We start from the raw sequence: 24,379 nt of genomic DNA, 5'->3' as shown, positions 1-24,379 counted from the left end.
ATCAAAATTACCTGAAACAACATTGGAAATGAACAGATTATTTATATTATCCACACTATTATCAACAGGGCTGTTCATATCATGCAGTAGCCATGACGGAAATGAACCGAATATCGAAAAACCTGCGGAATATTCTCCCTACATAACCCGTGTATTGGATTACATGCCGGCTGCAGGACAATTTACAAACCAACAGCCAGCCTATGAGGAAGGAGATACTCAGGAGTCCATGAACAAGAAAGTACTGGATGCCATCGGAAACAACCGCAAGGGACTGATATCTCTGGGAGGATTCGGAGGATATGTGGTTGTCGGTTTCGACCATACCATTGAGAACAAGTCCGGACTATGCGACTTCCGCATATTGGGTAACGCCTTTTCAGGAGGAGCGAACGGAGGAAGCTATGAACCGGGAATTGTCATGGTGGCCTACGACAAGAACGGAAACGGACTTCCCGACGACAACGAATGGTATGAAATAGCCGGAAGTGCCCACCAGCCCGATGCCAGTGAAAGCTGGTACGGAAAAGCAGAACAGGCCGGAAATGACATAACCCTGCACCGTAACTACGAAATCACCTATTTCCGTCCGGAAAAAGAACCTGTCAGCGAAGAAGAAAAGGCTACGTATATCCGCTGGGAAGACAACCTGGGACGATGGGGATACATTCCGATGAACCAGTTCCACAGCCAGCCATATTTCCCCCAATGGATATCCGACGACCACCTGACATTCAAAGGTACCTGCCTACCTCAGAATGCGGTCAATGAAAGTACCGATCCGGTAACAAGCTACTACATCCTTTACCCGTTCAGTTACGGATACGCCGACAATGCTATCAATACAGCACCCGAAGCAGCCATTGACATCGACTGGGCTATAGACAGCAAGGGCAACAAAGCCGGACTGCCGGGAGCTGATTTCATCAAAATCTATACAGGAGTCAACCAGGTAAACGGCTGGATAGGGGAGTGCTCTACCGAAGTTTCAGGAATAGAAGACCTGCACTTGTTGGATGAACAGATATCATCTACGGAAAAATAATCCGGTTCATCCCGGAAATATTTTTTCAAACATATGGAATCCTCTTCCATATTCCATCGGTATTCACTACATTTGTAATACAGATATTATCTTTTCACCCTAGTGATAAGATTTTATCACTCCAGTGATGAGATCTTTTCATTGCAGTGATAAGATATTATCACCCTAGTGATAAAATAAAATATCCTTTAAGAATCTATGGCCGTAAAATTCGAATTCTACCAGTCGCCTAACAGCATAGGCAACAGTAAAAAACGCTATCATGCACGTGTGGTAAACCAGCAGCATATCAGTTCCGACCAGCTGGCCGAAGAAATAAGCCATAACTGCAGCCTCACCGAGGCCGATATCAAAGCGGCACTGGTAGCCTTGAGCGAACAGATGGCCGAACACCTGAAGAACGGAAAAAGGGTACACCTGGAAGGTATAGGATATTTCCAGATTACCCTGCAATGTCCCGAAACCAAGAATCCCAAGAATACACGTGCCGAAGATGTCAAATTCAAGAATGTACGTTTCCGGGCCGACCAGTCACTGAAGAACAGTCTGCAGAACCTGAAGACCAAACGTTCACCGGAAAAAATCCATTCGGCAGACATCAGCGAAGAGAAACTTGAAGAACGCCTCTCCGAACATTTCAGGACAACTCCGATCCTTACACGCAAGAAGTTTGAAGAACTGTTTCATCTGACCACCCCTACCGCCTGCCGTACCATCAGGAAACTGGTAGAAGCCCAGAGACTGAAAAATATCGGAACTCCACACCATCCGGTATACATCGCATTGCCCGGACACTTCGGACAATAAGAGATAACACACTACCTGCTCCGGCCAACGGATAACTATTTTTTGGTATGGAACGAAAAACGCCACGGAAAATCCGGCGGAGCCAAGATTGAAGAAAAGACAGGGAAACTTCAAAAATAGCTTTTCATATTCCATAATGTCGTAAATCGCATAAAAATTGCGACGATATGGAATATGAAGCAGCTTTATCCTCTCACTTTAAAATACCCATTTTTTGCGATTGCCCTCATTTTTTATTGAATTTAACTTTGCGGCGGAAAACCGGAAACGGTAAAAAGACATTCGCTAACATTTAAATTCATATAAATTGAGAACTAATTTCAAATGCAACCTGCTTCTTTGGGCAGTATTATTGTTGGGAACTGTTCCGGCATGGGCGCAAAGTGCCATGATTTCGGGAAGAATCCTATCGTCCGACAAAAGTGAAATCGATTTCGCCACGGTATACCTGAAAGGAACCAATTACGGATGTACAACAAACGAAAAAGGACTCTATCACCTGAAAGCTCCTGGCGGCAAATACACATTAGTCGTATCGGCCGTCGGATATGAGACCTCCGAAAGGCAGATTATCCTCGACGGGAATGAACGTCAGAAACAGAATTTCATACTGAAAACATCTGTAACCGAACTGGACGAAGTCGTGGTAGTCTCATCGGAAGTGTCACGTGTGAAACGCTCCGCCTTCAATACAGTGGCCGTAGACACGAAAGACATGCAGAATTCCACCAAAAGCCTGAGCGAAGCACTGACCAAAGCACCGGGCATGAAACTGCGTGAATCGGGTGGTGTAGGGTCGGACATGCAACTTATGATGGACGGATTCAGCGGCAAGCACGTAAAAGTATTCATAGACGGAGTACCGCAGGAAGGAGTAGGAAGCTCATTCGGACTGAACAACATCCCGGTCAACTTTGCCGAACGTATCGAAGTGTATAAAGGGGTAGTTCCCGTAGGTTTCGGTACAGATGCCATCGGAGGTGTCATCAACATCGTGACCAACAAGAAACGCCGTAACTGGTTCCTGGACGCTTCCTATTCTTACGGTTCATTCAATACCCATAAGTCGTATATCAATTTCGGACAGACATTCAGAAACGGATTCACATATGAGATCAATGCTTTCCAGAACTATTCGGACAATGACTATTACGTAGATGCACCGGTACAGGACTTTTCTACCGGAAACATCAACGGCAGTTACCAGCGCGTGAAACGTTTCAATGATACCTACCACAACGAAGCCATTATCGGGAAAGTAGGACTTATCGACAAAAAATGGGCCGACCGCCTGATGCTCAGCTTCACCTACTCGCAGATGTATAAGGAAATACAGACCGGGGTACGACAGAACATCGTCTACGGCGAAAAGCACCGGAAAGGACACTCCCTGATGCCTTCACTGGAATACAGCAAACGTAACCTTCTTACCAAAGGGCTGGACGTAACGCTGACTGCCAACTATAACCGTAATGCGACAACCAACATCGATACGGCAGCCTACCAGTACAACTGGCTGGGAGAAAAGCAGAAAATGAATTCACGCGGCGAACAGTCGTACCAGTACTCACGGGCCGATAACGACAACTGGAACGGGACATTCAATGTAAATTACCGCATCGGGAAAATACATACCCTCACCTTCAACCAGGTGTTCAATGCCTTCAGAAGAAGCAACACTTCACTGCTGGCCAATGAAGAACAGACCGATGCCATAGCCAAGAAGACCAGAAAAAACATTTCCGGACTTTCGTACCGTGTAATGCCTTCGGAACACTGGAACGCCTCGGTCTTCGGGAAATACTATAACCAGTATGTATCAGGTCCCATGGCGACTACCACCAACCAGGATGACTACAAAAAGACTACCCGCAGCATCGACGCTTTCGGTTACGGTATAGCCGGCACATACTTTGTTTTTCCCGGACTTCAGGTCAAACTTTCCTACGAGAAAGCCTACCGATTGCCTACCATTGAAGAAATGTTCGGCGATGAGGACCTGGAAATGGGAGAAATCACCATCCGCCCGGAAAACAGTGACAACATTAACCTGAATGTCAGCTACGCAAAGACATTCGGCAAACATTCGGTTTATGTAGAAGGAGGGCTGGTCTATCGCGATACCAAGGATTACATCCAACGAAACGTGACCGACTTGAGCGGAGGCAAGTATGCGGCAGCCTATACCAACTATGGCAAGGTACTGACCAAAGGATACAATCTCTCCGCCCGCTACAGCTACAGCAACTGGTTCAGCATCGGAGGGAACTTCACACAGATGGATGTACGCGACAACATGAAGACCATGATCGGCACTACAGTCAACAACCTGGCTTATAAGGCACGCATGCCGAACCTGCCATACCAGTTTGCCGATGCAGACGTGAATTTTTACTGGCACGACCTGTGGAAAAAGGGAAATGTGCTGACATTGACTTACGACAACCAATATCTGCACAGTTTCTCTTATTATTCGCAGATTATCGGTTCCAGCAGCGATTACATTGTCCCGGACCAGTTCTCGCACAATGTCAGCCTTTCCTATAGTATCAGGAACGGAAGATACAACTTCTCATTCGAATGTCGGAACTTTACCGATGAAAAGCTGTATGACAACTTCAGCCTCCAGAAAGCCGGACGAAGCTTTTATGGAAAAGTACGGGTCCACTTCGGCAGATAATCCAGAGGTCGTACAAATAATTTATAACAAAAGAAAAATATAAATCAATAAAACTGTCATGAAAAGAAATTTCCTATTCATCAGCCTTCTAGCCACAGCAACGGCTGCAATGACTTTCACTTCCTGTTCGAAAGATGAACCGATAAACAATGGAGAAAATAGCGGTAACGGGGCCGGTACAACAGCTGTTTCACACTATGTCATAGCAGCCTCGGTAACGGCATCCGGAAACACGACCAATGTGTTGCTTACAGCAGAGACACTGGATGAAGGTACAATCAGTACCGTAAAAAACGGTCTGGTAAATGATGGAGCCACACAATGGGTCTATTACAACAACCAATACCTGTACGGACTCAGTTATAATCAAGGCAATGCCGGCATCACTACCTCTTTCTATCTGGACAATAACGGCACCCCCAAAAAACGTAACGGAGAATTTGCGGTACGACGTTTCACTACATATGGTACGTACGGCAAATACGTGATGACAACGTCTACAGGTGACGGACCGACCGAATGGAATGATGCAAACGGTTATACACCTAAATCATTCCTGATTTCTTATCTGAATACAGAAATGGATACCTATGCAACCAACGACACCCAGAACAAGGCGTACCTGTCGGAAAACTTCCTGGGAAACGGCGAATATGTTACCCTGGCCGGCCTGTTGGAACAAGATGGAAAACTGTTCTCGGCAGCCGTTCCGATGGGATTGAGCCAATATGGTACAAAATATGAAAACGGAAAATGGATACTTCCAGGGAACAAGGACCTGGTCAAGACAGAGTCGGGAGGATCTGGTAGCGGTGCATACAGCAAGGACGAACTGCAATGGACCCAATATCCGAACGAATGTTGGGTAGCCATATTCACCGATCAGACCCTGACCGACAAGAAACTGATCAGAACCGATAAGATCAGCTATGCCTGCGGACGTTACAAATCACAATATTACCAGATGATCTGGGCCGCCGGGAACGGAGATATCTACGTATTCTCACCAAGTTATGCCAAGACGATGAGTGATTCACGCCAGCAAACTACACTGCCTGCCGGTGTGGTACGTATCCCTGCCGGAACAGAAGATTTCGACGACTACTACTGCAACCTGGAGGTACTGAGCGGTGGAAACTCGTTTCTACGCTGCTGGCCGGTTACCGAAGATTATTTCCTCCTGTTGATGTACGACCGTCCGCTGACTGAATCTGGTTTTACGGCCAACCGGCTGGCCATTTTCAAAGCCGAGGACCAGAGGCTGACTTACGTAAGCGGACTTCCTTCCACCGATTTAATTTCCGGATTCGGAGGAACACCTTATATCGAAAATGATAAAGCATACATAACGGTAACCACTACCGAAGGTTATCCTGCCATCTATAAGATTGATCCGGCAACTGCTACTGCAACCAAAGGCCTGACTGTAGAGGCAACCCAACTGAGTGCTGTAGGCAAGCTGGACATCCAGAAATAACACCGGTTTCTCTTCCACAAGCTTGACGTGAATCTGCCTGCCATAAGGATCACAATCCTCCGGCAAGGTGGATTCACTTTGAATCATTTCATTTATACCAGATACCCCATGCGTAAACTGTTTTCAAAAATCCATCTCTGGCTTTCTCTCCCGGTAGGTATTATCATATCCGTCATCTGCCTGACCGGTGCTATCCTTGTATTTGAACAAGACATTACCCAAGCCTTGAATCCGAAACTGTATCACGTCGAAGCCGTTCCGGGAAGTGTGGCTCTGACACCGTCCCGACTGGCAGAACAGATACGTAACCAGGTTACAGACAGCCTGCAACTGACCAGTCTGCAATTTTCCCGGGATCCGGAAAAACCAGTTTGGGCCGGCTTCAAAAACACGGGCAAAAAGACTCTGAGCGTCAATCCTTATACCGGTGAAGTGAACGGATGGAGTAAAAGTTATCCGTTTTTCCAGCAAGTACGTAAACTGCACCGCTGGTTGCTGGATGCACCGGCACAAAAAGGGGAAAAATCGGCAGGAAAGGTCATTGTAGGAATCACCACTCTTGCAATGGTTATTATTCTGGTCAGTGGACTCATCATCTGGATTCCCCGCAAATCAAAAGCTTTGAAGAACCGGCTAAAAATCTGTTGTAACAAGGGATGGCGCAGGTTCTGGTACGACAGTCATGTAGCCACCGGAATCTATACACTGGTTTTTCTGCTGGTCATGGCTCTCACCGGACTGACATGGTCGTTCGGCTGGTATCGCAATGCCGCCTATTCTCTGTTCGGAGCTTCTCCCCAAGCCACAGAAAAAGGAAATGGAAATTCAGGAAATACTCATCCAGCCACCCCAAATGGCAACAGGGACCGACATGACAAACCGGTTGATACAGAAGCATATCACTCACCATACCATACATGGGATAATGCACTCTCTGCACTGAAACAAATATATCCGACCTATACGACCATCAAACTGGAACGGAATACCGCACAGATAGTCACTTCACCGGAAGGACGGTTACGTAAAACTGATACCGCTACATTCCACCCGGAATACGGAACGGTTACCAGCATCACCACTTCCAGCCAAATACCGGCATCCCAAAAGATAAAAGGATATTTCTACAGCTTTCATACAGGAACTTGGGGAGGAGTATGGACTAAAACCCTCTATTTCCTGGCGGCTTTTCTGGGAGGTATTTTACCGTTAAGCGGCTATTATCTCTGGTACAGGAAAAGAAGGAAATAATACCCTGAAATGCCATTATAAGGTGTTGGAAATTTCCATATATAATACTGATTATCAGACATATATAATACAAATGAATATAAATGACTCATTATTCGTACATCGAATGCAGGGATAACCCATAGAGCGGAAATGCCATTCCAAATCACGATACAGGGCATCCCAATCGACCTTAAACCTCCCCTGCCTTTCCTCTTCCCTCTCGTCATCGTCCTCCAAGTCGCAACGCAAAGTCAATGAATCGACAATGTTTGTGCCTTTCTTGCAAGTGATGTTCAAGCCAAGGAACAGTTTCCTTTCCGCTTCCATCTTTTCTGTCAATGCCTTTAACAATAGGCCGCATGTACGCCAATAGCTGTACAGGTATATTTCGGTTAATTCCATATTGAGCCTGTTGACACAAAGCAAGTCGGAATCTTCCCATAAGAGCCATCTGTCCCCCTCTTCCTTTTTCAGCAATACTTTCTTCATATTCGAGCCTCATTTTTATCATCTGTCATAGCGTTCTCTGATTCGTCTTCCCTAATGATTGTAAAGTATTCTTTCACCAACGGGACATCCTGCTCCAACCGTTTGAGAAAACCGACAATGCCATCATCGTCTACACATTCAATCTTTGCGTAACCGATGCTTTGAAAATATTCAGTCAGACATCCCTGAATCTTACTCCAATCGACTTTGTTGTCATCATACATACGCTCCACATCGTCCAACAGATTGCAGTTCAAAGAAAGAGACGTCACTACGGGGTTACCTTCCACGCATTCCACTTTCAAGTAAAGGTACATCTGCTTAAAGGTGGTCAGTCTTTTCAAAAGGAAGGCTTTCAATGGAGAAGGAGACAGATAGGGAAGATAGTAATTAGTTATCGCTTTGTTTATGGGATTTAGATCCAGTATGTCATAATCATCGGTACCCCAAAATCTATTCTCCACGCTTTTCTTCAGTATTGCTTTCATATCGTTCACTTTTAGGTTTAACAAATTCTTCTTCAATCAGCCTGATGGACACTTTCAGCACAGACGGAGAGAGCGACAACGGCATAATCCCATGCTTATCAATCAAATCGTAGAAATGCTCTTGGGCATCCCTTTCCAACATCTCGCTGTGGAAGTCAAGCAAAGCCGCTTTCTCCGCATCCGCTCCCTGCCTGAATGGGTTGACATCCTCTCTCAACCGTTGCATCTTTTGCTCGTAGGGCATCCATTCACCCAGTAACTTCTTATACTTGTCGTACTCATACAGTATGTCTTGGAACTGCTTATACAGCCTGCCCAGTTCCCACTGCGCCCTACTCTTGATGTTTTCTATGGAATAACCACCGTCATTGTTGCGGAAGTATTCTGCCTTAGCCAATCCTTTGTAGGGCTTCTCCATTGTAATGGTATAGGTGGAGGGAGGGATGACCCTACAAGTCCCCTCCAAGGTTATTCCCCTATACGGCTTTTCAATCTTGAATGTTTCTATTCTCATAGGGTCTCCTCCTTGTCAAAAGTCAACAACTCTCCGAACAGATGGATTTTCTTCTCCCTCAGCAAGTCATAGTCAATGGGCGGAGCGACCTTGTTCAGCAAAGCAATTTGGCACATTTTCAGCACCTTGCCCATATTGTTCTGTCCTTCAAAGTGTCCGACATAGTATATGCTTGCCCGTTCCTCTTCCAACTTCTTCAAGTATTCAGGCTTGAGGAAAGGAGCGTGTTTCTCATTAAGAAACTGTTTTGAGAAACTGTTTTGAATTGATTTAAGAAAAATGTTATAGGGCTACATACAATTCAGAATCAGCCGGTCAATTGGAAAAATGTTATATCTTTACAGGTACCAAACAATAAAGTTATGACACAGTATCCAACCGACCTGACTGAAAAACAGTGGCAAGTTATAAAAAATATTTTAGAGCCGCATGGAAAAGCCACGCGAAAAGAGTTTCCTGATGCTGGAGGCCATTCGCAACCGCGATTATTCGTTCCGCCTGCCTGTCTATGGATTTTCAGGGGGCGAGCGCATCCTGCAGGATACGTTAAACCAGTTTGGCACCCTGATGGGCGAGCAGAAACAGCTGATGGAACAGCGGGAACGGTTTTATGAACAGATTCTTTCGAGCGTGACATCGGGCGTTGTGGTGCTGGACGAACAGATGAAGGTGATACAGACAAATCCGGCCGCATCCCGGCTGTTGGGACTTCCGGTACTGGGAACGCTCCAGCAATTGGAACGATACGGAAAGGAGCTGCCGGACAAACTCCGCAATCTGGCGGCCGGAGAGCGCTGCAATCTGGAGTATACCACGGCGAAGGGCGAGGCATATCTGCTGGTGCGCGCTTCAGTCATGCAGGTTGGTGGGCATGAAGTGAAGATTCTGACCTTGAACGACATCCGCAGTGAACTGGATGCCAAGGAACTTGACTCGTGGATAAAACTCACTCGGGTGCTGACGCATGAAATCATGAACTCTATCGCGCCGATTTCTTCGCTGAGCGAAACATTTTTGAGACGGGAGGATGTGGTCGGCGGGCCGCTTTATGACGGAATCCGTGCCATACACGACACGTCGGCGGGACTGATATCTTTCGTCGACAGCTACCGTAAATTCTCCGCTTTGCAGAAGCCGGCTCCCGAGCCTTTCTATTTGTCGGAGCTGGTACGGCAGATTGAAGGGCTGCGTCTGATACCGGACAATGTGGCCTTTACCCGCCAGATAGAGCCGGAAGACCTTATGGTATATGCCGACCCGAACCTGATTCGCCAGGTTCTCATCAATCTGTTCAAGAATGCGGTGCAGGCCATCGGCACGGACAGAGGGCGCATCCACATCCGTGCATACAGTGCGGCCGATGAGCATGTGTTCGTTTATGTGAGCAATGACGGGCCGGTCATCCCGGAAGGTGAGGCGGAAGAGATTTTTGTTCCTTTCTTTACGACCAAGAAAGAGGGAAGCGGCATCGGCCTGTCCCTTTCCCGTCAGATTATGAAGCTGTCGGGCGGAAGCATCAGCCTGCTGCGGGCCGGAACGAACGGGTGGAACACGACGTTTGTGATGGAATTTGAGTGAAAGTGCGGCTTGTGTTTCGCGGCGCGACGGGGGATAAGAGATTTTTGGTCTTGTCCGGAAAAGATTCTAATGCCCGGAAGCCATACATTTCGTCAGTATGAAAATCAAGAGCGGCAGGTAATCGCGCAGGTCTTTGCGCAGCTGTTTCAGCGCCTGCTGCATGCTGTAGTCCACTGTCTTGGTGGGGATGTTGAGCTGTTCCGCTATCTCGCGGTAGGTTTTCTCCTGGAAACGGTGCATGATGAATACTTCCCGGTAAGATTCCGGCAGTGCGTCGACGGCCTCTTTGATTCGTCTGGAAAGTTCCTGAAACTGATAAAAGTCGGCATCTTCCATCATCTCCTGCATTTCGTTGAAGAAGCGAGTGTCTGCCATGCCCTTTATTTCGTTGCGTTTGATTTGGTTTAGCGCCCTTCGGTACACGCATTTCAGCAGATAGCTGCTTAAAGAAGAGTTTATCACATGGCTGTCGCGATGTTCCCATAACCATATCATCGTTTCTTCGGCAATCTCTTTTGCGTCTTCCAGACCGACAAGACGGCTTCCGTAGGCACAAAGTACAGGATAGTATCTTCTGAAAATGCTGTCGAAAGCGGACGGTTCTCCTTTTGCCAAAGCAGCCAGCAGATATGTTTCTTCAGTGCTTCTCATGGATGCAAATATAATCATTTTTTCGCTTTCGGGGAAATTTGTTTTTCTTATTGCCTGCAAGTGTTATTGATTGTTAAAAACGAGGGAATGAATCGGGAAAGTCCATTTCCCGATTGTCTTTCCAATAAAAACAGAATGGATAAAGAGACCGATATATTGATGGAAGAGTTGCTTGTGAGGTATTATGACGGTACGGCGACGGAGGAAGAAGCGAAGAGGGTTGAGGCTTGGATGGACGAATCGGCGGAAAACCGGCGGAATGCCCGGCAGTTGTATACGTTGCTGTTTGCGGCCGACGCGTTGCAGGTGATGAAGGGACTCGATACGGAGGCCTCTTTGCGGCGGACAAAGAAGCGTATCGCCATGCGGCGCGTCCGCAAGATGGGATGGATATGGATGCAGCGGGCGGCGGCTGTCTTGTTTCTGCCGCTGGTCGTGGCCGTATTCGTCTTGTATGGTCGGCGCACGGAGACTTTGCCTGCGGAGAAAGTGAGCATGATTGAGATGCGCACGAATCCGGGCATGGTCACTTCCTTCCGTTTGCCGGACAGTACGCTGGTCTGCCTTAATTCAGGCTCGGTGTTCCGCTATCCTTCAGCCTTTAAAGACAGCCGCGAAGTGTATCTTGACGGTGAAGCTTATTTTGAAGTGACGAAGGATACGGAGCGGCGTTTCGTGGTCTCCACTCCGCAAGACTCGAAGGTGGAAGTTTTTGGTACATGCTTCAATCTGGAAGCATTTGGTGATGCCGACGCGGTTATCGCCACCCTGACGGAGGGAAGCATCGGATTCATCTACAAAAGGTCTGGCCGTATGTTGCGCATGCTTATGAGTCCGGGCGAGAAGGTGGTTTATAAGACGGCGGACGAGCAAATCAGCCGCCACCGGACAGACGGCCTGTCGGAATTGTCGTGGAGGGAAGGAAAGGTTATCCTTTCAAACACTTCGTTCAGAGAGACCCTGCACATGCTGGAGAAACGGTATAATGTCGACTTTATAGTGAAGAACACAGACTTTGACCGCTATTCCTTCACGGGAACCTTTACAAACCAGCATCTGGAGCGTATTCTGGAATATTTTAAAATTTCCTCCCATATCCGTTGGCGGTATCTGGATGACCCGGACATAGAGCAGGAGAAAATCCGAATAGAATTATATTAACCTTTAAAACTGACCGAAAATGAGAAACACACATCCTCCCTGACCGTAAAAAAACATACAGACCGATGTTGGCGCATCCGTCTGTATGAAAGACCCGTTCAATGTTTGTTTGGCGACAAACAGAAAACCTTTTTTAAACCTAAATTCATTACAAAATTATGGAAAAACAATTAAGTATCCAAACGAATCCAGGTATTCGAAGCCTGTATTTTATCTGGAAAAAGGTACCATTAACCATGAAAGTCTTTTTAGCTTGTTTATTCTGTTCTGTCAGCATGCTTTATGCTTCAGACAGCTATGCTCAGAGAGTCCGGGTGGAACTTGGCTCTTCACGCATGAGCGTGGGCGAAGTCCTGAAGGAAATAGAGAGCCAGTCGGACTTCGACTTCTTCTACAACAACAGCCACATCGATTTGGAGCGTGAAGTCTCCGTTCCCGCAGAGCGGAGCGACATCTTCTCGGTGCTGGACGCCGTGTTCAGCGGCACGGACGTGAACTATGCCGTGCTCGACCGCAAGATTATCCTGTCGACGGAAGTGCCTTCCCGCCGTCCCGTCCAGCAGTCGGCCGAGATAAAGGGAAGGATTGTCGACCAGAACGGCGAGGCTATCATCGGCGCGACCGTGAGAGAGTCAGGTACATCGAACGGGACTATCAGTGACTTCGACGGGAACTTCACCCTGAATGTCGCTTCCGCCAGTGCCTCCCTGGAAATCTCCTATATCGGATACGAGACGCAGACCGTCAAGGCCACGCCCGGAAAGGTGCTGCTCGTAACGCTGAGGGAATCATCCCAGGTTTTGGACGAGGTGGTAGTCGTGGGATTCGGAACACAAAAGAAAGTAAATCTGACCGGAGCGGTCGGACTGACAGATGCAGAAAGTCTGAAGGAGCGTCCCGTCTTGAATGCTACTCAGGCATTACAGGGATTAGTTCCCGGATTACAGATTACTCAATCCAACGGAACACTGGGCGACACGCCGACCATCAACATTCGTGGCACGGGAACCATCGGCGAAGGCTCGAGCGGAAGTCCTTTAATCCTGATTGACGGCATGGAAGGAGACTTGAATATGATTAATCCGCAAGATATCGCTTCCGTTTCCGTACTGAAAGACGCTGCGTCTTCTTCCATCTATGGTTCGCGCGCACCCTTTGGCGTTATCCTTATCACTACGAAATCAGGCGGAAAAGGAAAGGTTTCCATCAACTACAACAACAGTTTCCGTTGGTCGTCTCCCATCAAGATGATGGAAATGATGAACTCCGTGGATTTTGCAAGCTTCTTAAACGACGCGATGACAAACTCGGGCCGATCTCCCCAGTTCACTCTCGACCATGTAAACCGAATGAAAGATTATATGAACGCCACACCGGTGGGACCCGGCACAAGAAGAAAAGCGGACGGCTCCCTGATTTATGCCATTGACCCGGACGCGAACGGACAATGGTTGGACGGTTATGCGAACGGAATAGACGATGTCAACATTTTCGACGAGATATATAAAGGTACCACCTTTAATCAAGAACATAACTTCAGTGCAAGCGGCGGAAGTGACAAGCTGAACTATTATGTTTCCTTCAACTACCTGCACCAAGACGGTCTCATGAAAATCGGAGATGATGACTTGAAACGATATAACGCTACGGCCAAATTCAATATGACTTTGACCAATTGGTTGAAACTGAATCTTTCCATGAGATTTTCCCGCCAAGACTACAAGCATCCCTTCTTCATGGACAACGGGGAATATTACGAACTGGTGGGAAGATCATCTTGGCCGAACATCCCGCTTTACGACCGAAACGGCTATTACTTCAATGCTCCGTCCGTTCCGCTTAAGTTGGCTGAGCAGGGAAGCAAGTACCAACAGGCCGACAACCTGTATCAACAGGTCGGTTTTGTCATTGAGCCGATAAAGAATTGGGTGACCCACATCAATTTCAATTACCGCATCAACAATGTATTCAACCGCTCCGAACAGTTCGCCATATACAATCACGACATTAATGGAGAACCATACAGCTCCGACCTGACTTCCGGAATCGGGGAAGACATTTCAAAGGAGAATTATTACAATTTCGAGGTATACAGTGAGTATACCCATTCGTTCAAAGACAAGCATAATCTGCACGTTCTGGTCGGTTCTCAGATAGAAAACCTCAAGCAACAGACCTATAACCTCTATCGCGACGGGGTGATACTGAACTCAAAACCGGAAATTGACCTGACCACAGGATTGGGTTCAGACGGCAGTGTGGTCTCTCCGACAGTAGGAGGCCAACGGTCTGAATGGGGACTGGTCGGTTTTTTCGGGCGTTTGAATTACGATTACGAGGGAAAATATCTGTTTGAAGGGAATCTGAGATACGACGGTTCTTCCCGATTCCGCAGAAGCAACCGCTGGAAACTTTTTCCGTCCTTCTCTTTGGGATGGAACATAGCACGAGAAGATTTTTTTGAGCCGATACAAAATGTGGTAAGCCTTTTAAAACTTCGCGCTTCATACGGAACTTTAGGAAATCAGAACACCAATAACTGGTATCAGACTTATCAAACCATAAACCTGATGATAGCGGGAGGAAACTGGTTACAGAATGGTATCAAGCCGAATGCCTCTTCCGCTCCGTCTTTGGTCTCGGCAGCCTTGACTTGGGAGACGGTCGAAACCTACAATGCCGGAATGGACTGGGCCTTATTCGACAACCGTCTGACCGGTTCATTCGATTACTTTGTGCGCAACACCAAGAACATGGTGGGAAAAGCTCCTGAGCTGCCGGCCATATTGGGTACGGATGTGCCGGTTACCAACAATACAGACTTGCGTACATTAGGATGGGAGCTGAATATCGGTTGGCAAGACCGCCTGAACAACGGACTGTCTTACAGCGCCACCTTCTTGCTGTCTGACTCCCGTACCAAGATAACCCGGTATCCCAATAATCCGACAGGGTCGATCGACACCTATATAGCCGGCCGCTACACGAATGAAATCTGGGGATATGAGACCTACGGCATCGCAAGAACAGATGAAGAGATGCAAAAGCATCTGGCAAGTGCCGACCAGAACTCGATAGGAACCAACTGGGCTGCCGGTGATGTGATGTATAAGGACAGGAACAATGACGGGAAGGTCTCAGCCGGCGCAAGGACAATCGGTGATCCCGGCGATTTGACCGTCATCGGAAACTCCACTCCACGGTACCATTTCGGTATCGACTTGAATGCAAGCTGGAAGGGATTCGATATCCGCGTATTTTTCCAGGGAATCATGAAGCGTGATTTCTGGCAGGGAAGCCCGTTCTTCTTTGGTGGAGGAAACGATGTGTGGTGGGCAGAAGGCATTACCGATGTGGCCGACTATTTCCGCAACGCGGACTCATGGTCTGTTCAAAACGGTTTCCTCACCGAAAACACGGACGCATATCTTCCGCGGCCAAGTCTCGGATGGGATAACAAGAACTACCAATGCCAGAACGGATACCTGCAAAGTGCAGCCTACATCCGTCTGAAAAATCTGCAGCTCGGCTATTCGCTGCCGCGCGAAGTGCTGAACAAAATCGGTGTGCAGAATCTCCGGGTCTATGTTTCGGGAGAAAATCTGTGGACAGGCACGAAACTGGCCGACCAGTTCGATCCGGAAACCGTTTCCGGCGGCAGCGGAGGTAACGCATATCCTTTGTCAAGAACCGTTTCATGCGGTATAAGTCTAACCTTTTAATTGTTGAATTATGAAAAAACAATTCTTTTATATTGTCCTGATGGGATTAGTCGCTCCGCTTGCTTCCTGCAACGATTTCTTGGATATGGAGCCAATGTCTGAGTTAACGCCGGAAGATTATTATCAGACCGTAGACCAAGTGGAAGAATTCACCAACCAACTGTATGCCGACATACTGACAACACACGGTTCGTACAGCAGTACCTTTGAAATAGATAAGGATACCGACAACCAGCCCTCCACCGAAACTCCGGGAAACAAATACGATAACACCGGACAATGGAAGGTTTCGATGGACAACAGCTCGTGGTCCTGGACGAACATCCGCAATGTAAATTACGGGATAGAGGTCATAACAGAAAATTATGAGAACGGAACCATAACCGGCGACGAGACTTCACTGAAACAATACTTGGGAGAACTGCATTTCCTCCGTGCCTATGCTTATTTCTCCATGCTGCAAAAGTGGGGAGACCTGCCCATACTGACGCAAGCCTTCAATGACGACGAGGCGACACTGGTTGAAGCCAGCAAACGCTCGCCCCGAAATGAAGTTGCCCGGTTTATTCTGAAAGATTTGGACTTGGCCGCAAAATACATGACCCCGAACTTCGAGACCCGCCACACGCGAATCTCTCAGGATTGTGCCTACCTGATGAAATCCCGTGTCGCGCTGTTTGAAGGTTCGTGGCTGACAAACTTCAAGGATACTCCTTTCGTTCCGAACGGAAACGGGTGGCCAGGCACCGCTAAAGACTACAACAAAGACTATCAGTTCCCGGCAGGCGACATTGATCAAGAGGCCCAGTTCTTTTTTCAAGAGGCTGTAAAGTCCGCCGAACTGGTAGCAGAAAAATATAAAAACAGTCTGACCCGGAATACGGGCATCACTCCCCAAAGCGTAAGCGATGTGAACGACTATTTCTATATGTTCGGGGATGACGATATGAGCACCTATCCGGATGTCTTGCTTTGGCGAGAATACAACAAAGGTCTGGGCATAACGAATCATTTAGAGGTGATTGTGCAGGGAGGATATGATGTAACCCGCAGTATGGTCGACTGTTTCCTGATGGAAGACGGCAGACCGGTCTACAATTCCTCTATCCCTTACGATGACCAGACCATTGCCAAAGCCCGGTCGAACCGCGACCCCAGACTGGTGGCTTTTATGAAACAACCGGGACAGATTAATTATTTTATCAATGAAGACTATCCTGCCGACCATGCCCGCAAGGACGAAGCGTTTCCTCCCCTTGATGTAGGCGACGGAACCGTGAACCGCTCGCTCACCGGATACCGGATTCGGAAAGGAGGCTCATTCGACAAGGCACGGTGTGACCAGTGGAACAGCTATACAGGCTCTATCGTTTTCCGCGCGACCGAGGCATTGCTGAATTATATAGAGGCAGAATATATGCTGACCCGTAACATTCAGGCCGGACACATCCTGGAATATTGGAAGCTGATTCGTGAAGCCGCAGGATTTACCGGTGCAGCAGCCGACCCGCAGACCACCAACACCTATACTTCGATAGACAAGGAAAAGGCCGATTGGGGAGCTTACACCGCCGGAAAGCTGCTGACGGATGTTACGCTCTATAACATCCGGAGGGAACGCCGTTGCGAACTGATGGCCGAGGGCTTGCGCTGGATGGACTTGATACGTTGGCGGGCCTTGGATCAAATGTGCAAAACGCCCTATCATGTAGAGGGATTCCGCCTGTGGGATGTGATGCAGAACGAATATGACCTTGAGCCGGCAGACTATGACGGCGGCAACGACGCTTTTGTCACGCCTCCGTCGCGCGGGCAATACATCATCGCCTACGAAAACATTCAGGAGAAATCCAATCTGTACCGTGACGGACTGCACTGGATGATGGCTCACTATTTAGAGCCGCTGCCTATCAAACAGTTTTTGCTGACCTCTTCCGACCACGCGGATGTAGAGCTGTCTCCCTTGTATCAGAATCCATACTGGCCGCTTGTGGCAGACAGTCCGGCTGAGCAATAGGTGCAAAAAACATTAACAATAAGTATTAGTTGCTAAATATTATACATTAATCTTTTTTTGATGAGGTTCGAAGCAAAGAAATTGTGTACATTCATACGGATGCTTCACGGATTTCTTTGCTTCGCTGCCGAGAAAGAAAGAAGATTGCCACAATTTAAGCAGAAACGGATTAATCACCCCTATAAAAAAGGATATATATGAAACATCATTTCTTTATAATAAGCTGCCTGATGCTGCTTTGTATTTGCAGCGCGGGATATGCCTATTCTCCGCGTGAAGTCATCAATCTGAACCGGGAATGGAAGTATATGCGCGGAGACTGCCGGGGAGCGGAGCAGACGGGATATGACGACAGCGGTTGGGAGCGTATCGGACTGCCCCATTCCTTCAGCATTCCGTACTTCATGTCGAGAGATTTCTACACAGGATACGGATGGTATCGCAAGCATGTCGCCTTTACGGAAAAGAATCTCTCGGGAAAAATCTTTATGGAGTTCGACGGCGTGTTTCAGGAGGCGGAGATATTTGTAAACGGAAAGTTCGTCGACCGCCATCGCGGGGGATATACCGGATTTTCAGTCGACATAACGGAGGCGGCGCAGGTGGGAGACAATCTGATTGCGGTGCGGGTAAACAATTTATGGCAGCCGACTCTTGCGCCGCGCGGCGGAGAACATGTATTCAGTGGGGGAATATACCGGAATGTCCGGTTGGTATTGAAGTCGTCCACCTACATCGACTGGTACGGAACGTTTGTCACGACATCCGGACTGGACACGAGCAACGGCGGATATGGGATTGTGAACGTTTCAACCGAGGTCAGGCATTCGGGAAACGATACTGACAACTTCCGTCTGGTATCCAATGTGCTGTCTCCCGACGGCCGGATTATCGCATCGGCCGAGAAAGAGATAGAGATGAAGTGCAATACGGCTCAAACCGTAAGGCAGACGACGGAAAAGATTGAGAATCCCTGCCTGTGGCATCCGTCACATCCGGTATTGTATAAGCTGGAGAGTCTGCTTTTCAAAGGCGACAAACTGATAGACCGGGATGAAACTTCGTTCGGCTTCCGCTGGTTTGAGTGGACAAAAGACCACGGCTTCTTTCTGAACGGGGAACATCTGTATTTTAAAGGAGTAAACGTACATCAAGACCAGGCCGGATGGGGCGATGCCGTAACGGACGCCGCCGCGCGCCGCGATGTGGCTCTGGTTAAGGAAGCGGGATTCGACATGATTCGCGGTTCGCATTATCCGCATTCCCCGGCATTCGCGAAGGCGTGCGATGAAGAAGGCGTGCTTTTCTGGTCGGAAGCTCCCTTTTGGGCCACGGCCGGAGAAAAGAAAGACGGGTATTGGACGGCAAGCGCCTATCCCGTCCGGCAGGAAGACTGCGATGCTTTTGAAGAAAATGTCCTGCAACAATTGGAGGAGATGATACGCATCCACCGAAACCATCCTTCCATCATTGCATGGAGCATGTGTAACGAACCTTTTTTCACCACACCGGAAACGATGGACGGAGTAAGGAAACTGCTGAAGCGGATGGTAGACTATACGCATCTGCTTGATCCGACTCGACCGGCCGGCATAGGCGGAGCACAGCGTCCGTTAGGAGAAGAACGGATTGATCTGATAGGCGACATCGTGGGATATAACGGCGACGGAGCCACTATCCTCGATTTCCAGCAGCCTCCCATACCGAGCATGGTGACGGAATACGGGAGCACAAACGCCGACCGCCCGGGCGAATACATCCCGGGATGGGGAGACCTGGAGAAGAATGACGCATGGAAAGGCGTGGAGTGGCGGAGCGGACAGGCCATCTGGTGCGGGTTCGACCACGGAAGCCTCTTTGGGGAAGGAATGGCCAAACTGGGCATAATCGACTATTTCCGCATCCCGAAGCGCTCCTGGTACTGGTACCGTAACGTTTATGCCGGTGTCAACCCTCCGGTATGGAGCGTATCGGGTACCCCGGCCAAGCTGAGACTGGAAGCATCGCGATATACCGATATCAAGGCCGACGGTACAGACGATGTTCATCTGACCGTGACAGTCCTCGACGAGGAAGGCAGGGAACTGAGCAATTCACCGGATGTAAAACTTACTCTGATATCGGGTCCGGGAGAGTTTCCTACCGGCGGCAGCATCCTGTTCGAGGCGGGAAGCGACATCCGCATCATGGACGGAAAGGCGGCGATAGCCTTCCGCTCCTATTATGCAGGCGAGTCCGTCATCGAAGCCACCTCACCGGGACTGGAGCCTGCCCGCATCAAGCTGACTTTTACCGGAGCACCGGCCTACAAAGAAGGGGTCACTCCGAAGGTGGCAGACCGTCCGTATGTTCCTTTCTCCTTGCAGAAAAAGGGGAAGATACAGAGCTTCGGGCTGAACAATCCCGCATTCGCGAGCAGTGCTGCTGACGGACACTCCACAGGATATGCTGCCGACGGCAAGTTTGATACGTGGTGGGAACCCGAAAGTTCTGACCAAAATGTCTATTGGACGCTTGATACGGAACGTTCCCTGATGCTGAGTGAAGTCAGCATACGGTTCGCTTCTACAGACCGATACCAATATAAGGTGGAAGTGTCAGAAGACAACAAGAATTGGATGCTGGTCTCAGACAAGACAGGCAACAAGAATCCGGTCGGATCGGACAAGATAAAACCCGAAAAGACGGTGAAGATGCACTATCTTCGCCTCAGCTTCCCCCAGACCGGGAAATATGTAACGCCGAAGCTTGCCGAGGTGGAAATTCTGGGACAATTGGATTAAGCAGGTTTGGACAGCATCCGCCTGCGCGATGATGCGGTCAGAACAGATTTTTGACCGTAACAAGAATTTTCTCATGTCCGACGGACGGAACGGAAACAGAAAAGAGTCTTGCTCTGGGATGCCCTCAAGAGCAAGACTCTTTCCTGTTTTCAGTCAATCTGCAAGCTGATGTCCTTGCCTTCCGCAATAATCAGCAGTTCTTTCCGTTCCGCATCATACTGCCAGTCGGCCGCATCCTTTACCGAGGACACGGCAGGCATATTCCGCAATATAAAGGCATAGCGGGATGAACGGTCTGATTTCAGTCGGAGCTCACCCTTAGCTTCATCAAAAGAGACCGTGCAATCGTAATATTCCGTACCGTCGCCCTGCGGCAGATGAAGCGTGCGGGCGGAAAGGCCGTTCGGACAAATCAGGAAAGAGCGGCAGCCTTCCAGCTTTTCACAGCCGATGCCTGTTGCCCCCGACCGGATATCCATCGGGATGATTGCCCCCTTCCGGATGAACAGCGGGAACTCGTCCAACGGATACCGGCGCGAAATCCGGGTGTCTGGGGCAAAAGAGTCGCCCGTCCAGAAGTCAATCCAGGTTCCTTCAGACGGAAGGTGGAAGACCACCGGACCGGAACCGGCCGAAGTAATGGCTTTCGTAAAGATATAATCGCCCACCTGGTGGCTTTCCTCACTAAAAGAAACATTCTTCAGGAGCGAACCTCCGTGCAGATGCGCGTCGACAACCGTAGAGAACAGATAAGGCACCAGTTCATCGTGCAATACCACGCAAAAGCGGTAGATATCCTCCACATCCTGTCCGTGAAACCAGGGCAGATGGTTGGTAAACGCTCCGTTTTCCCCGCCGTTGATCATGGCGGCCGTCATGCAGCCGAACTGGGCATAGCGGACAAATTCCTCCTTGCCGGCACGCCGCATGAAGAAGCCCGCCACTTCGCAGGCCGGCGAGGCATATCCGCGCAGAGCTGACCGGTAGATATTGTCGATTTGCAGCTTCAGGCCGCTCCAGTCTCCCGAGAAATCGCCGCACCATCCCAGATTCATCTTGTCCGGACTGGCGGAATAGCCTCCCTGATGGGAATAAGGACGCGCAATGATGATTCCTTCCGGATTCCGGGCCGTGGTATAGTCGTACATGGCATCGTAATAATACGGGGGAAACTCGGCATTGCTCATCGTTCCCTTGCTGGTCTGGAGATAATCTCCGAACCAAAACTCGCCCTGATCGACCTTCCATCCGTATACTCCGTCAACAAATACTTTGTCCAACTGCGTATGCCACCATTCCACGGCCTTCGGGTTGGTAAAGTCGATGTGAATGCCGTATCCCTTCCACCATTCGTGCGGTTCGCTGCCGTTTATCCCCAGTTTGTTGCTGCGCACATAGTCGTAAGCCTCGCACTGCTGCAGCGGAGTGTCCTTTCCTTTCTGGTTCACCACGCCGGTCAGCCACAGGATGACCTTTACATCCTTCCGCTTGAAGTAGGAAAGCATCCCTTCAGGGTCGGGATACCGCGCTTTGTCCCAGTTGAAGTCATTGTAGGCAGTCGACCAGGGGCTGTCGATGATGGTAGCTTCCACCGGAATGCCCCTTGACAAATATCCGTCGACCAGTTTCTTTGCTCCCGTTTCCGTGTTCAGGCTGTCTTCCCATACGATGTGCCTGAACGCCCATGCGGGCGTTATGGGAGGAGTCTGGGCATGAACCGCAGTCAGCATGCCCAAGCCAAACAGACTTGCTATGACAATCCTTTTCATGGCAAGACTATTTCAGGATTCTTATATCAGGCCCCACATACGTTTGCTTCAGTCCGCCCCAGTCTGCGATAATGCGCTGTATCATCACGTCGGGGGCTCCGCAACTTAAAGTCAGCGTGTGCTTCTCGCGGCTGCGGTCGATCGGGAAAGTAAACGTTGCCTTGACTCCGTTTTGAAGCACATGGTCTTTCCATTCCTTCGAGTATTCCACCGGCACATTGTTCGTTACCTGCACAGGCTGCCCGTCAACCGACACGCCGAAGCGTGTACCTCTTCCCTTATAAATCGGGAAAACAGGCAGAGAATATACATGCAGTGTCACCGAATCGGCATCTATTGTTCTGAAAATACAAATCGTTGTATTCCGCAAAACGTTTTTTCAAGTCATTCTTTGTAATTTCAAGCTTTCCCATTTTTTACCAAGCGTTGTTGCGGATTGCCTTATTTAATCATAAGTAGAGAAATATGTCTGTAAAAAGAGAACGGATAACCTCCACAAAGGTTTCCCATGCGAAGAGGCATGTCATCCCTCTCGTCTGTAGACTTATGGAAAGCCCAACAGTCCAGCTTGCTGGCATCGTACGTTTCCATATGTCCCAACACAAAATATTTAAAAAGTGATTGGTAAAAAGAGAATTCGGGGCGGTTTTCCCCCGTGATTGTAAAATCATCCATATTGTTTATATTTTGATTATTAGACAAATCCACATCGTCTTACCACCGTGGTTACAATATCGGAACTCGGTTGGTGCGTACTTAAACGGCTCTTGATGTTTCGGTTGCAAATATAAGGTCGTGAAAGGTCGGTTTGCAAATTTTACAGGATAATTTGTGTTAATAGCCTTTTTCATGACAGTCCCACTTTTAGTCGGCTTCTATGAAATTTTTGTTAATCGCATCTTGTTCCCATATAAACAGATAAAAAATGCCTACTTTTGTTTCATTCATTAATGAACAAGTAATATAGGGAGTATATATGACGAAAGATAGATTTGAAGAAGCCTTGGACTATATCTGCCACTATGATTATGTGTCAGAATTGAAAAATATCACACCAAAGGTAACAAAGGACTTTGTGGAAGTGTCTTTGTCGCTTGTCACATCTGATGACGAAATTGACTATGGCGAATATCCTTGCAAAAAGAGCATGACGAGGCTATTCCACAAAGAATTATATCCCATATTGGTGAATGATGGTTTCCTCGACGAGAAGGGGAAGGCATCGGACGAAGTCGCCGAAGCAAAAGCGTGGAAAGTTTACTTGTGTTTGACAGACGGAGATGATGTCTATGCCAGATGCCAGCATTCATCTCTTTGACTATACAGAAGAAGGTGTGAAGCTTGTCGGTGAATCAGCCAATTATAAATAAGCCTTGGCTCATTGTGCCCTTATGCCCTTATGAAAGGTTTAGGGGATATGCATAACTGGGGTCTGTGGGTATCTTCCGGCACCGCGATAGCAACTTTTACTCAGATTAGGTATGGCGAATTGTCCAACTTTCATCTCATACTTCCATTGAATATTTCAATGATGATAATTCACTTATCTTCTCGGCTGTGGTGGACGGAGTGGAAACAGAAACAATCGAGGTTCCACTGGAGACCATGAATGTGGTTCAGAACAGAGGGCGGTATAATAAGGTTTCTGAGTTCCATGATGAAATTCTGAGGGTGAAGAATAAGGACATGCCTCTTATTGCAAAACGTTTTTGACGGCAAATTTATAAGGGGATAGTGGAAATGAAAGAGTTCCGGCTTCGAGCCTTTGCCCGGAAAAAATAACGATGTCGTCAGGTCTCCCCAACATTTTTCCCGTTCAAAACTTTTCTAATTCCACTTTCCCTGAAATGTCAATGCCGTAAAAAAAGGCTCAAACTCAGTAAATGATACGAAAAATGCACCCTTTTTAAAAATTAAGCAACTGTAAATCAATATATTATAATTACAAAAGGGGTGTATTTAACC

At 48.3% G+C, this 24,379-nt stretch carries 19 protein-coding genes and 1 riboswitch; of the genes, 11 read left to right on the top strand and 8 right to left on the bottom strand.

From position 1 onward, the window contains the following. Positions 1-28 precede the first annotated feature (28 nt). The 5 genes from BQ7489_RS12865 to BQ7489_RS12845 all read left to right on the top strand — a co-directional run bounded on the left by BQ7489_RS12865 (position 29) and on the right by BQ7489_RS12845 (position 7,260). Positions 29-1,045: a PKD domain-containing protein gene (locus BQ7489_RS12865; protein ID WP_083580606.1), complete on the top strand. Its 1,017-nt coding sequence runs from the start codon at positions 29-31 to the stop codon at positions 1,043-1,045. A gap of 198 nt (positions 1,046-1,243) precedes the next feature. Further along, entirely contained in the window at positions 1,244-1,852 is a 609-nt protein-coding gene (locus BQ7489_RS12860) for an HU family DNA-binding protein (protein WP_072531327.1), read from the top strand. A 331-nt stretch (positions 1,853-2,183) separates the two neighbouring features. Next, entirely contained in the window at positions 2,184-4,532 is a 2,349-nt protein-coding gene (locus BQ7489_RS12855) for a TonB-dependent receptor (protein ID WP_394334082.1), read from the top strand. A 58-nt stretch (positions 4,533-4,590) separates the two neighbouring features. Beyond that, entirely contained in the window at positions 4,591-6,009 is a 1,419-nt protein-coding gene (locus BQ7489_RS12850; protein WP_072531325.1) for a DUF4374 domain-containing protein, read from the top strand. 108 nt (positions 6,010-6,117) lie between these two features. Further along, complete coding sequence (locus BQ7489_RS12845) at positions 6,118-7,260, top strand: PepSY-associated TM helix domain-containing protein (RefSeq protein ID WP_072532188.1); 1,143 nt, start codon at positions 6,118-6,120, stop codon at positions 7,258-7,260. A 54-nt stretch (positions 7,261-7,314) separates the two neighbouring features. Here the strand turns inward: BQ7489_RS12845 and BQ7489_RS12840 are convergent, their stop codons facing one another. Genes BQ7489_RS12840 through BQ7489_RS12825 form a run of 4 tightly spaced genes read right to left on the bottom strand, consistent with a single transcriptional unit; the run spans position 7,315 to position 8,933 of the window. After that, the gene (locus BQ7489_RS12840) at positions 7,315-7,731 is read right to left on the bottom strand and encodes a hypothetical protein (protein ID WP_072531324.1); all 417 of its coding nucleotides are present in this window, start codon (positions 7,729-7,731) and stop codon (positions 7,315-7,317) included. Beyond that, entirely contained in the window at positions 7,728-8,219 is a 492-nt protein-coding gene (locus BQ7489_RS12835) for a hypothetical protein (RefSeq protein WP_072531323.1), read from the bottom strand. Before BQ7489_RS12835 ends, BQ7489_RS12840 begins: the two co-directional genes overlap by 4 nt. Beyond that, positions 8,185-8,733 (bottom strand): hypothetical protein, encoded by a 549-nt coding sequence (locus BQ7489_RS12830; protein WP_072531322.1) that lies wholly within the window; start codon positions 8,731-8,733, stop codon positions 8,185-8,187. Before BQ7489_RS12830 ends, BQ7489_RS12835 begins: the two co-directional genes overlap by 35 nt. Beyond that, complete coding sequence (locus BQ7489_RS12825; RefSeq protein WP_072531321.1) at positions 8,730-8,933, bottom strand: hypothetical protein; 204 nt, start codon at positions 8,931-8,933, stop codon at positions 8,730-8,732. The genes BQ7489_RS12830 and BQ7489_RS12825 overlap by 4 nt, the downstream gene beginning before the upstream one ends. A gap of 229 nt (positions 8,934-9,162) precedes the next feature. Here BQ7489_RS12825 and BQ7489_RS12820 point away from each other — a divergent pair, with 229 nt between their 5' ends. Then, positions 9,163-10,311: a sensor histidine kinase gene (locus BQ7489_RS12820; protein WP_083580604.1), complete on the top strand. Its 1,149-nt coding sequence runs from the start codon at positions 9,163-9,165 to the stop codon at positions 10,309-10,311. A gap of 66 nt (positions 10,312-10,377) precedes the next feature. On the opposite strand, the gene BQ7489_RS12815 is transcribed toward BQ7489_RS12820, so the two are convergent. After that, positions 10,378-10,962 (bottom strand): RNA polymerase sigma-70 factor, encoded by a 585-nt coding sequence (locus BQ7489_RS12815; protein ID WP_072532187.1) that lies wholly within the window; start codon positions 10,960-10,962, stop codon positions 10,378-10,380. Positions 10,963-11,097: 135 nt separating this feature from the next. Between BQ7489_RS12815 and BQ7489_RS12810 the strand changes: the two genes are divergently transcribed. The 4 genes from BQ7489_RS12810 (at position 11,098) to BQ7489_RS12795 (ending at position 20,645) form a co-directional block, all read left to right on the top strand. Beyond that, on the top strand, positions 11,098-12,123 hold the full coding sequence (locus BQ7489_RS12810; RefSeq protein WP_072531320.1) for a FecR family protein: 1,026 nt from the start codon (positions 11,098-11,100) through the stop codon (positions 12,121-12,123). 236 nt (positions 12,124-12,359) lie between these two features. After that, complete coding sequence (locus BQ7489_RS12805) at positions 12,360-15,845, top strand: SusC/RagA family TonB-linked outer membrane protein (protein WP_239496954.1); 3,486 nt, start codon at positions 12,360-12,362, stop codon at positions 15,843-15,845. Positions 15,846-15,855: 10 nt separating this feature from the next. Beyond that, on the top strand, positions 15,856-17,862 hold the full coding sequence (locus BQ7489_RS12800; RefSeq protein ID WP_072531319.1) for a RagB/SusD family nutrient uptake outer membrane protein: 2,007 nt from the start codon (positions 15,856-15,858) through the stop codon (positions 17,860-17,862). 230 nt (positions 17,863-18,092) lie between these two features. Further along, positions 18,093-20,645 carry a glycoside hydrolase family 2 protein gene (locus tag BQ7489_RS12795; protein WP_239416454.1) on the top strand — a complete coding sequence of 851 codons (2,553 nt, stop codon included), beginning with the start codon at positions 18,093-18,095 and terminating at the stop codon, positions 20,643-20,645. A 149-nt stretch (positions 20,646-20,794) separates the two neighbouring features. Here BQ7489_RS12795 and BQ7489_RS12790 read toward each other — a convergent pair whose 3' ends face one another. The 3 genes from BQ7489_RS12790 to BQ7489_RS12780 all read right to left on the bottom strand — a co-directional run bounded on the left by BQ7489_RS12790 (position 20,795) and on the right by BQ7489_RS12780 (position 23,089). Beyond that, positions 20,795-22,414, bottom strand: coding sequence for a TIM-barrel domain-containing protein (locus BQ7489_RS12790; RefSeq protein WP_072531317.1), 1,620 nt, complete (start codon positions 22,412-22,414; stop codon positions 20,795-20,797). Between the two features lie 7 nt (positions 22,415-22,421). Further along, a complete protein-coding gene (locus tag BQ7489_RS12785) occupies positions 22,422-22,784 on the bottom strand; it encodes a hypothetical protein (protein ID WP_072531316.1) in 363 nt (120 codons plus the stop codon). A 71-nt stretch (positions 22,785-22,855) separates the two neighbouring features. Further along, the gene (locus BQ7489_RS12780; protein ID WP_072531315.1) at positions 22,856-23,089 is read right to left on the bottom strand and encodes a hypothetical protein; all 234 of its coding nucleotides are present in this window, start codon (positions 23,087-23,089) and stop codon (positions 22,856-22,858) included. After that, a riboswitch (SAM-I-IV-variant riboswitch) is annotated at positions 23,088-23,193 on the bottom strand. It overlaps the preceding gene by 2 nt. Positions 23,194-23,390: 197 nt before the next feature. Here BQ7489_RS12780 and BQ7489_RS12775 point away from each other — a divergent pair. Then, the gene (locus BQ7489_RS12775) at positions 23,391-23,732 is read left to right on the top strand and encodes a hypothetical protein (RefSeq protein WP_072531314.1); all 342 of its coding nucleotides are present in this window, start codon (positions 23,391-23,393) and stop codon (positions 23,730-23,732) included. Positions 23,733-24,379 lie beyond the last annotated feature (647 nt).

The organism is Bacteroides ilei, assembly GCF_900128495.1.
Classification (GTDB): domain Bacteria; phylum Bacteroidota; class Bacteroidia; order Bacteroidales; family Bacteroidaceae; genus Phocaeicola; species Phocaeicola ilei.
Note: the sequence above shows the minus strand (reverse complement) of the source record. Positions and strands in the feature narration are given on the sequence as shown.

Bases quoted from the DNA above. Each gene is read 5' to 3' on its own strand.
- BQ7489_RS12840 (WP_072531324.1), bottom strand. From the start codon at position 7,731: ATGAAGAAAGTATTGCTGAAAAAGGAAGAGGGGGACAGATGGCTCTTA.
- BQ7489_RS12830 (WP_072531322.1), bottom strand. From the start codon at position 8,733: ATGAGAATAGAAACATTCAAGATTGAAAAGCCGTATAGGGGAATAACC.
- BQ7489_RS12810 (WP_072531320.1), top strand. From the start codon at position 11,098: ATGGATAAAGAGACCGATATATTGATGGAAGAGTTGCTTGTGAGGTAT.
- BQ7489_RS12845 (WP_072532188.1), top strand. From the start codon at position 6,118: ATGCGTAAACTGTTTTCAAAAATCCATCTCTGGCTTTCTCTCCCGGTA.
- BQ7489_RS12850 (WP_072531325.1), top strand. From the start codon at position 4,591: ATGAAAAGAAATTTCCTATTCATCAGCCTTCTAGCCACAGCAACGGCT.
- BQ7489_RS12835 (WP_072531323.1), bottom strand. From the start codon at position 8,219: ATGAAAGCAATACTGAAGAAAAGCGTGGAGAATAGATTTTGGGGTACC.
- BQ7489_RS12860 (WP_072531327.1), top strand. From the start codon at position 1,244: ATGGCCGTAAAATTCGAATTCTACCAGTCGCCTAACAGCATAGGCAAC.
- BQ7489_RS12790 (WP_072531317.1), bottom strand. From the start codon at position 22,414: ATGAAAAGGATTGTCATAGCAAGTCTGTTTGGCTTGGGCATGCTGACT.
- BQ7489_RS12775 (WP_072531314.1), top strand. From the start codon at position 23,391: ATGACGAAAGATAGATTTGAAGAAGCCTTGGACTATATCTGCCACTAT.
- BQ7489_RS12795 (WP_239416454.1), top strand. From the start codon at position 18,093: ATGCTGCTTTGTATTTGCAGCGCGGGATATGCCTATTCTCCGCGTGAA.
- BQ7489_RS12820 (WP_083580604.1), top strand. From the start codon at position 9,163: ATGGAAAAGCCACGCGAAAAGAGTTTCCTGATGCTGGAGGCCATTCGC.
- BQ7489_RS12800 (WP_072531319.1), top strand. From the start codon at position 15,856: ATGAAAAAACAATTCTTTTATATTGTCCTGATGGGATTAGTCGCTCCG.
- BQ7489_RS12865 (WP_083580606.1), top strand. From the start codon at position 29: ATGAACAGATTATTTATATTATCCACACTATTATCAACAGGGCTGTTC.
- BQ7489_RS12780 (WP_072531315.1), bottom strand. From the start codon at position 23,089: ATGGATGATTTTACAATCACGGGGGAAAACCGCCCCGAATTCTCTTTT.
- BQ7489_RS12815 (WP_072532187.1), bottom strand. From the start codon at position 10,962: ATGAGAAGCACTGAAGAAACATATCTGCTGGCTGCTTTGGCAAAAGGA.
- BQ7489_RS12805 (WP_239496954.1), top strand. From the start codon at position 12,360: ATGAAAGTCTTTTTAGCTTGTTTATTCTGTTCTGTCAGCATGCTTTAT.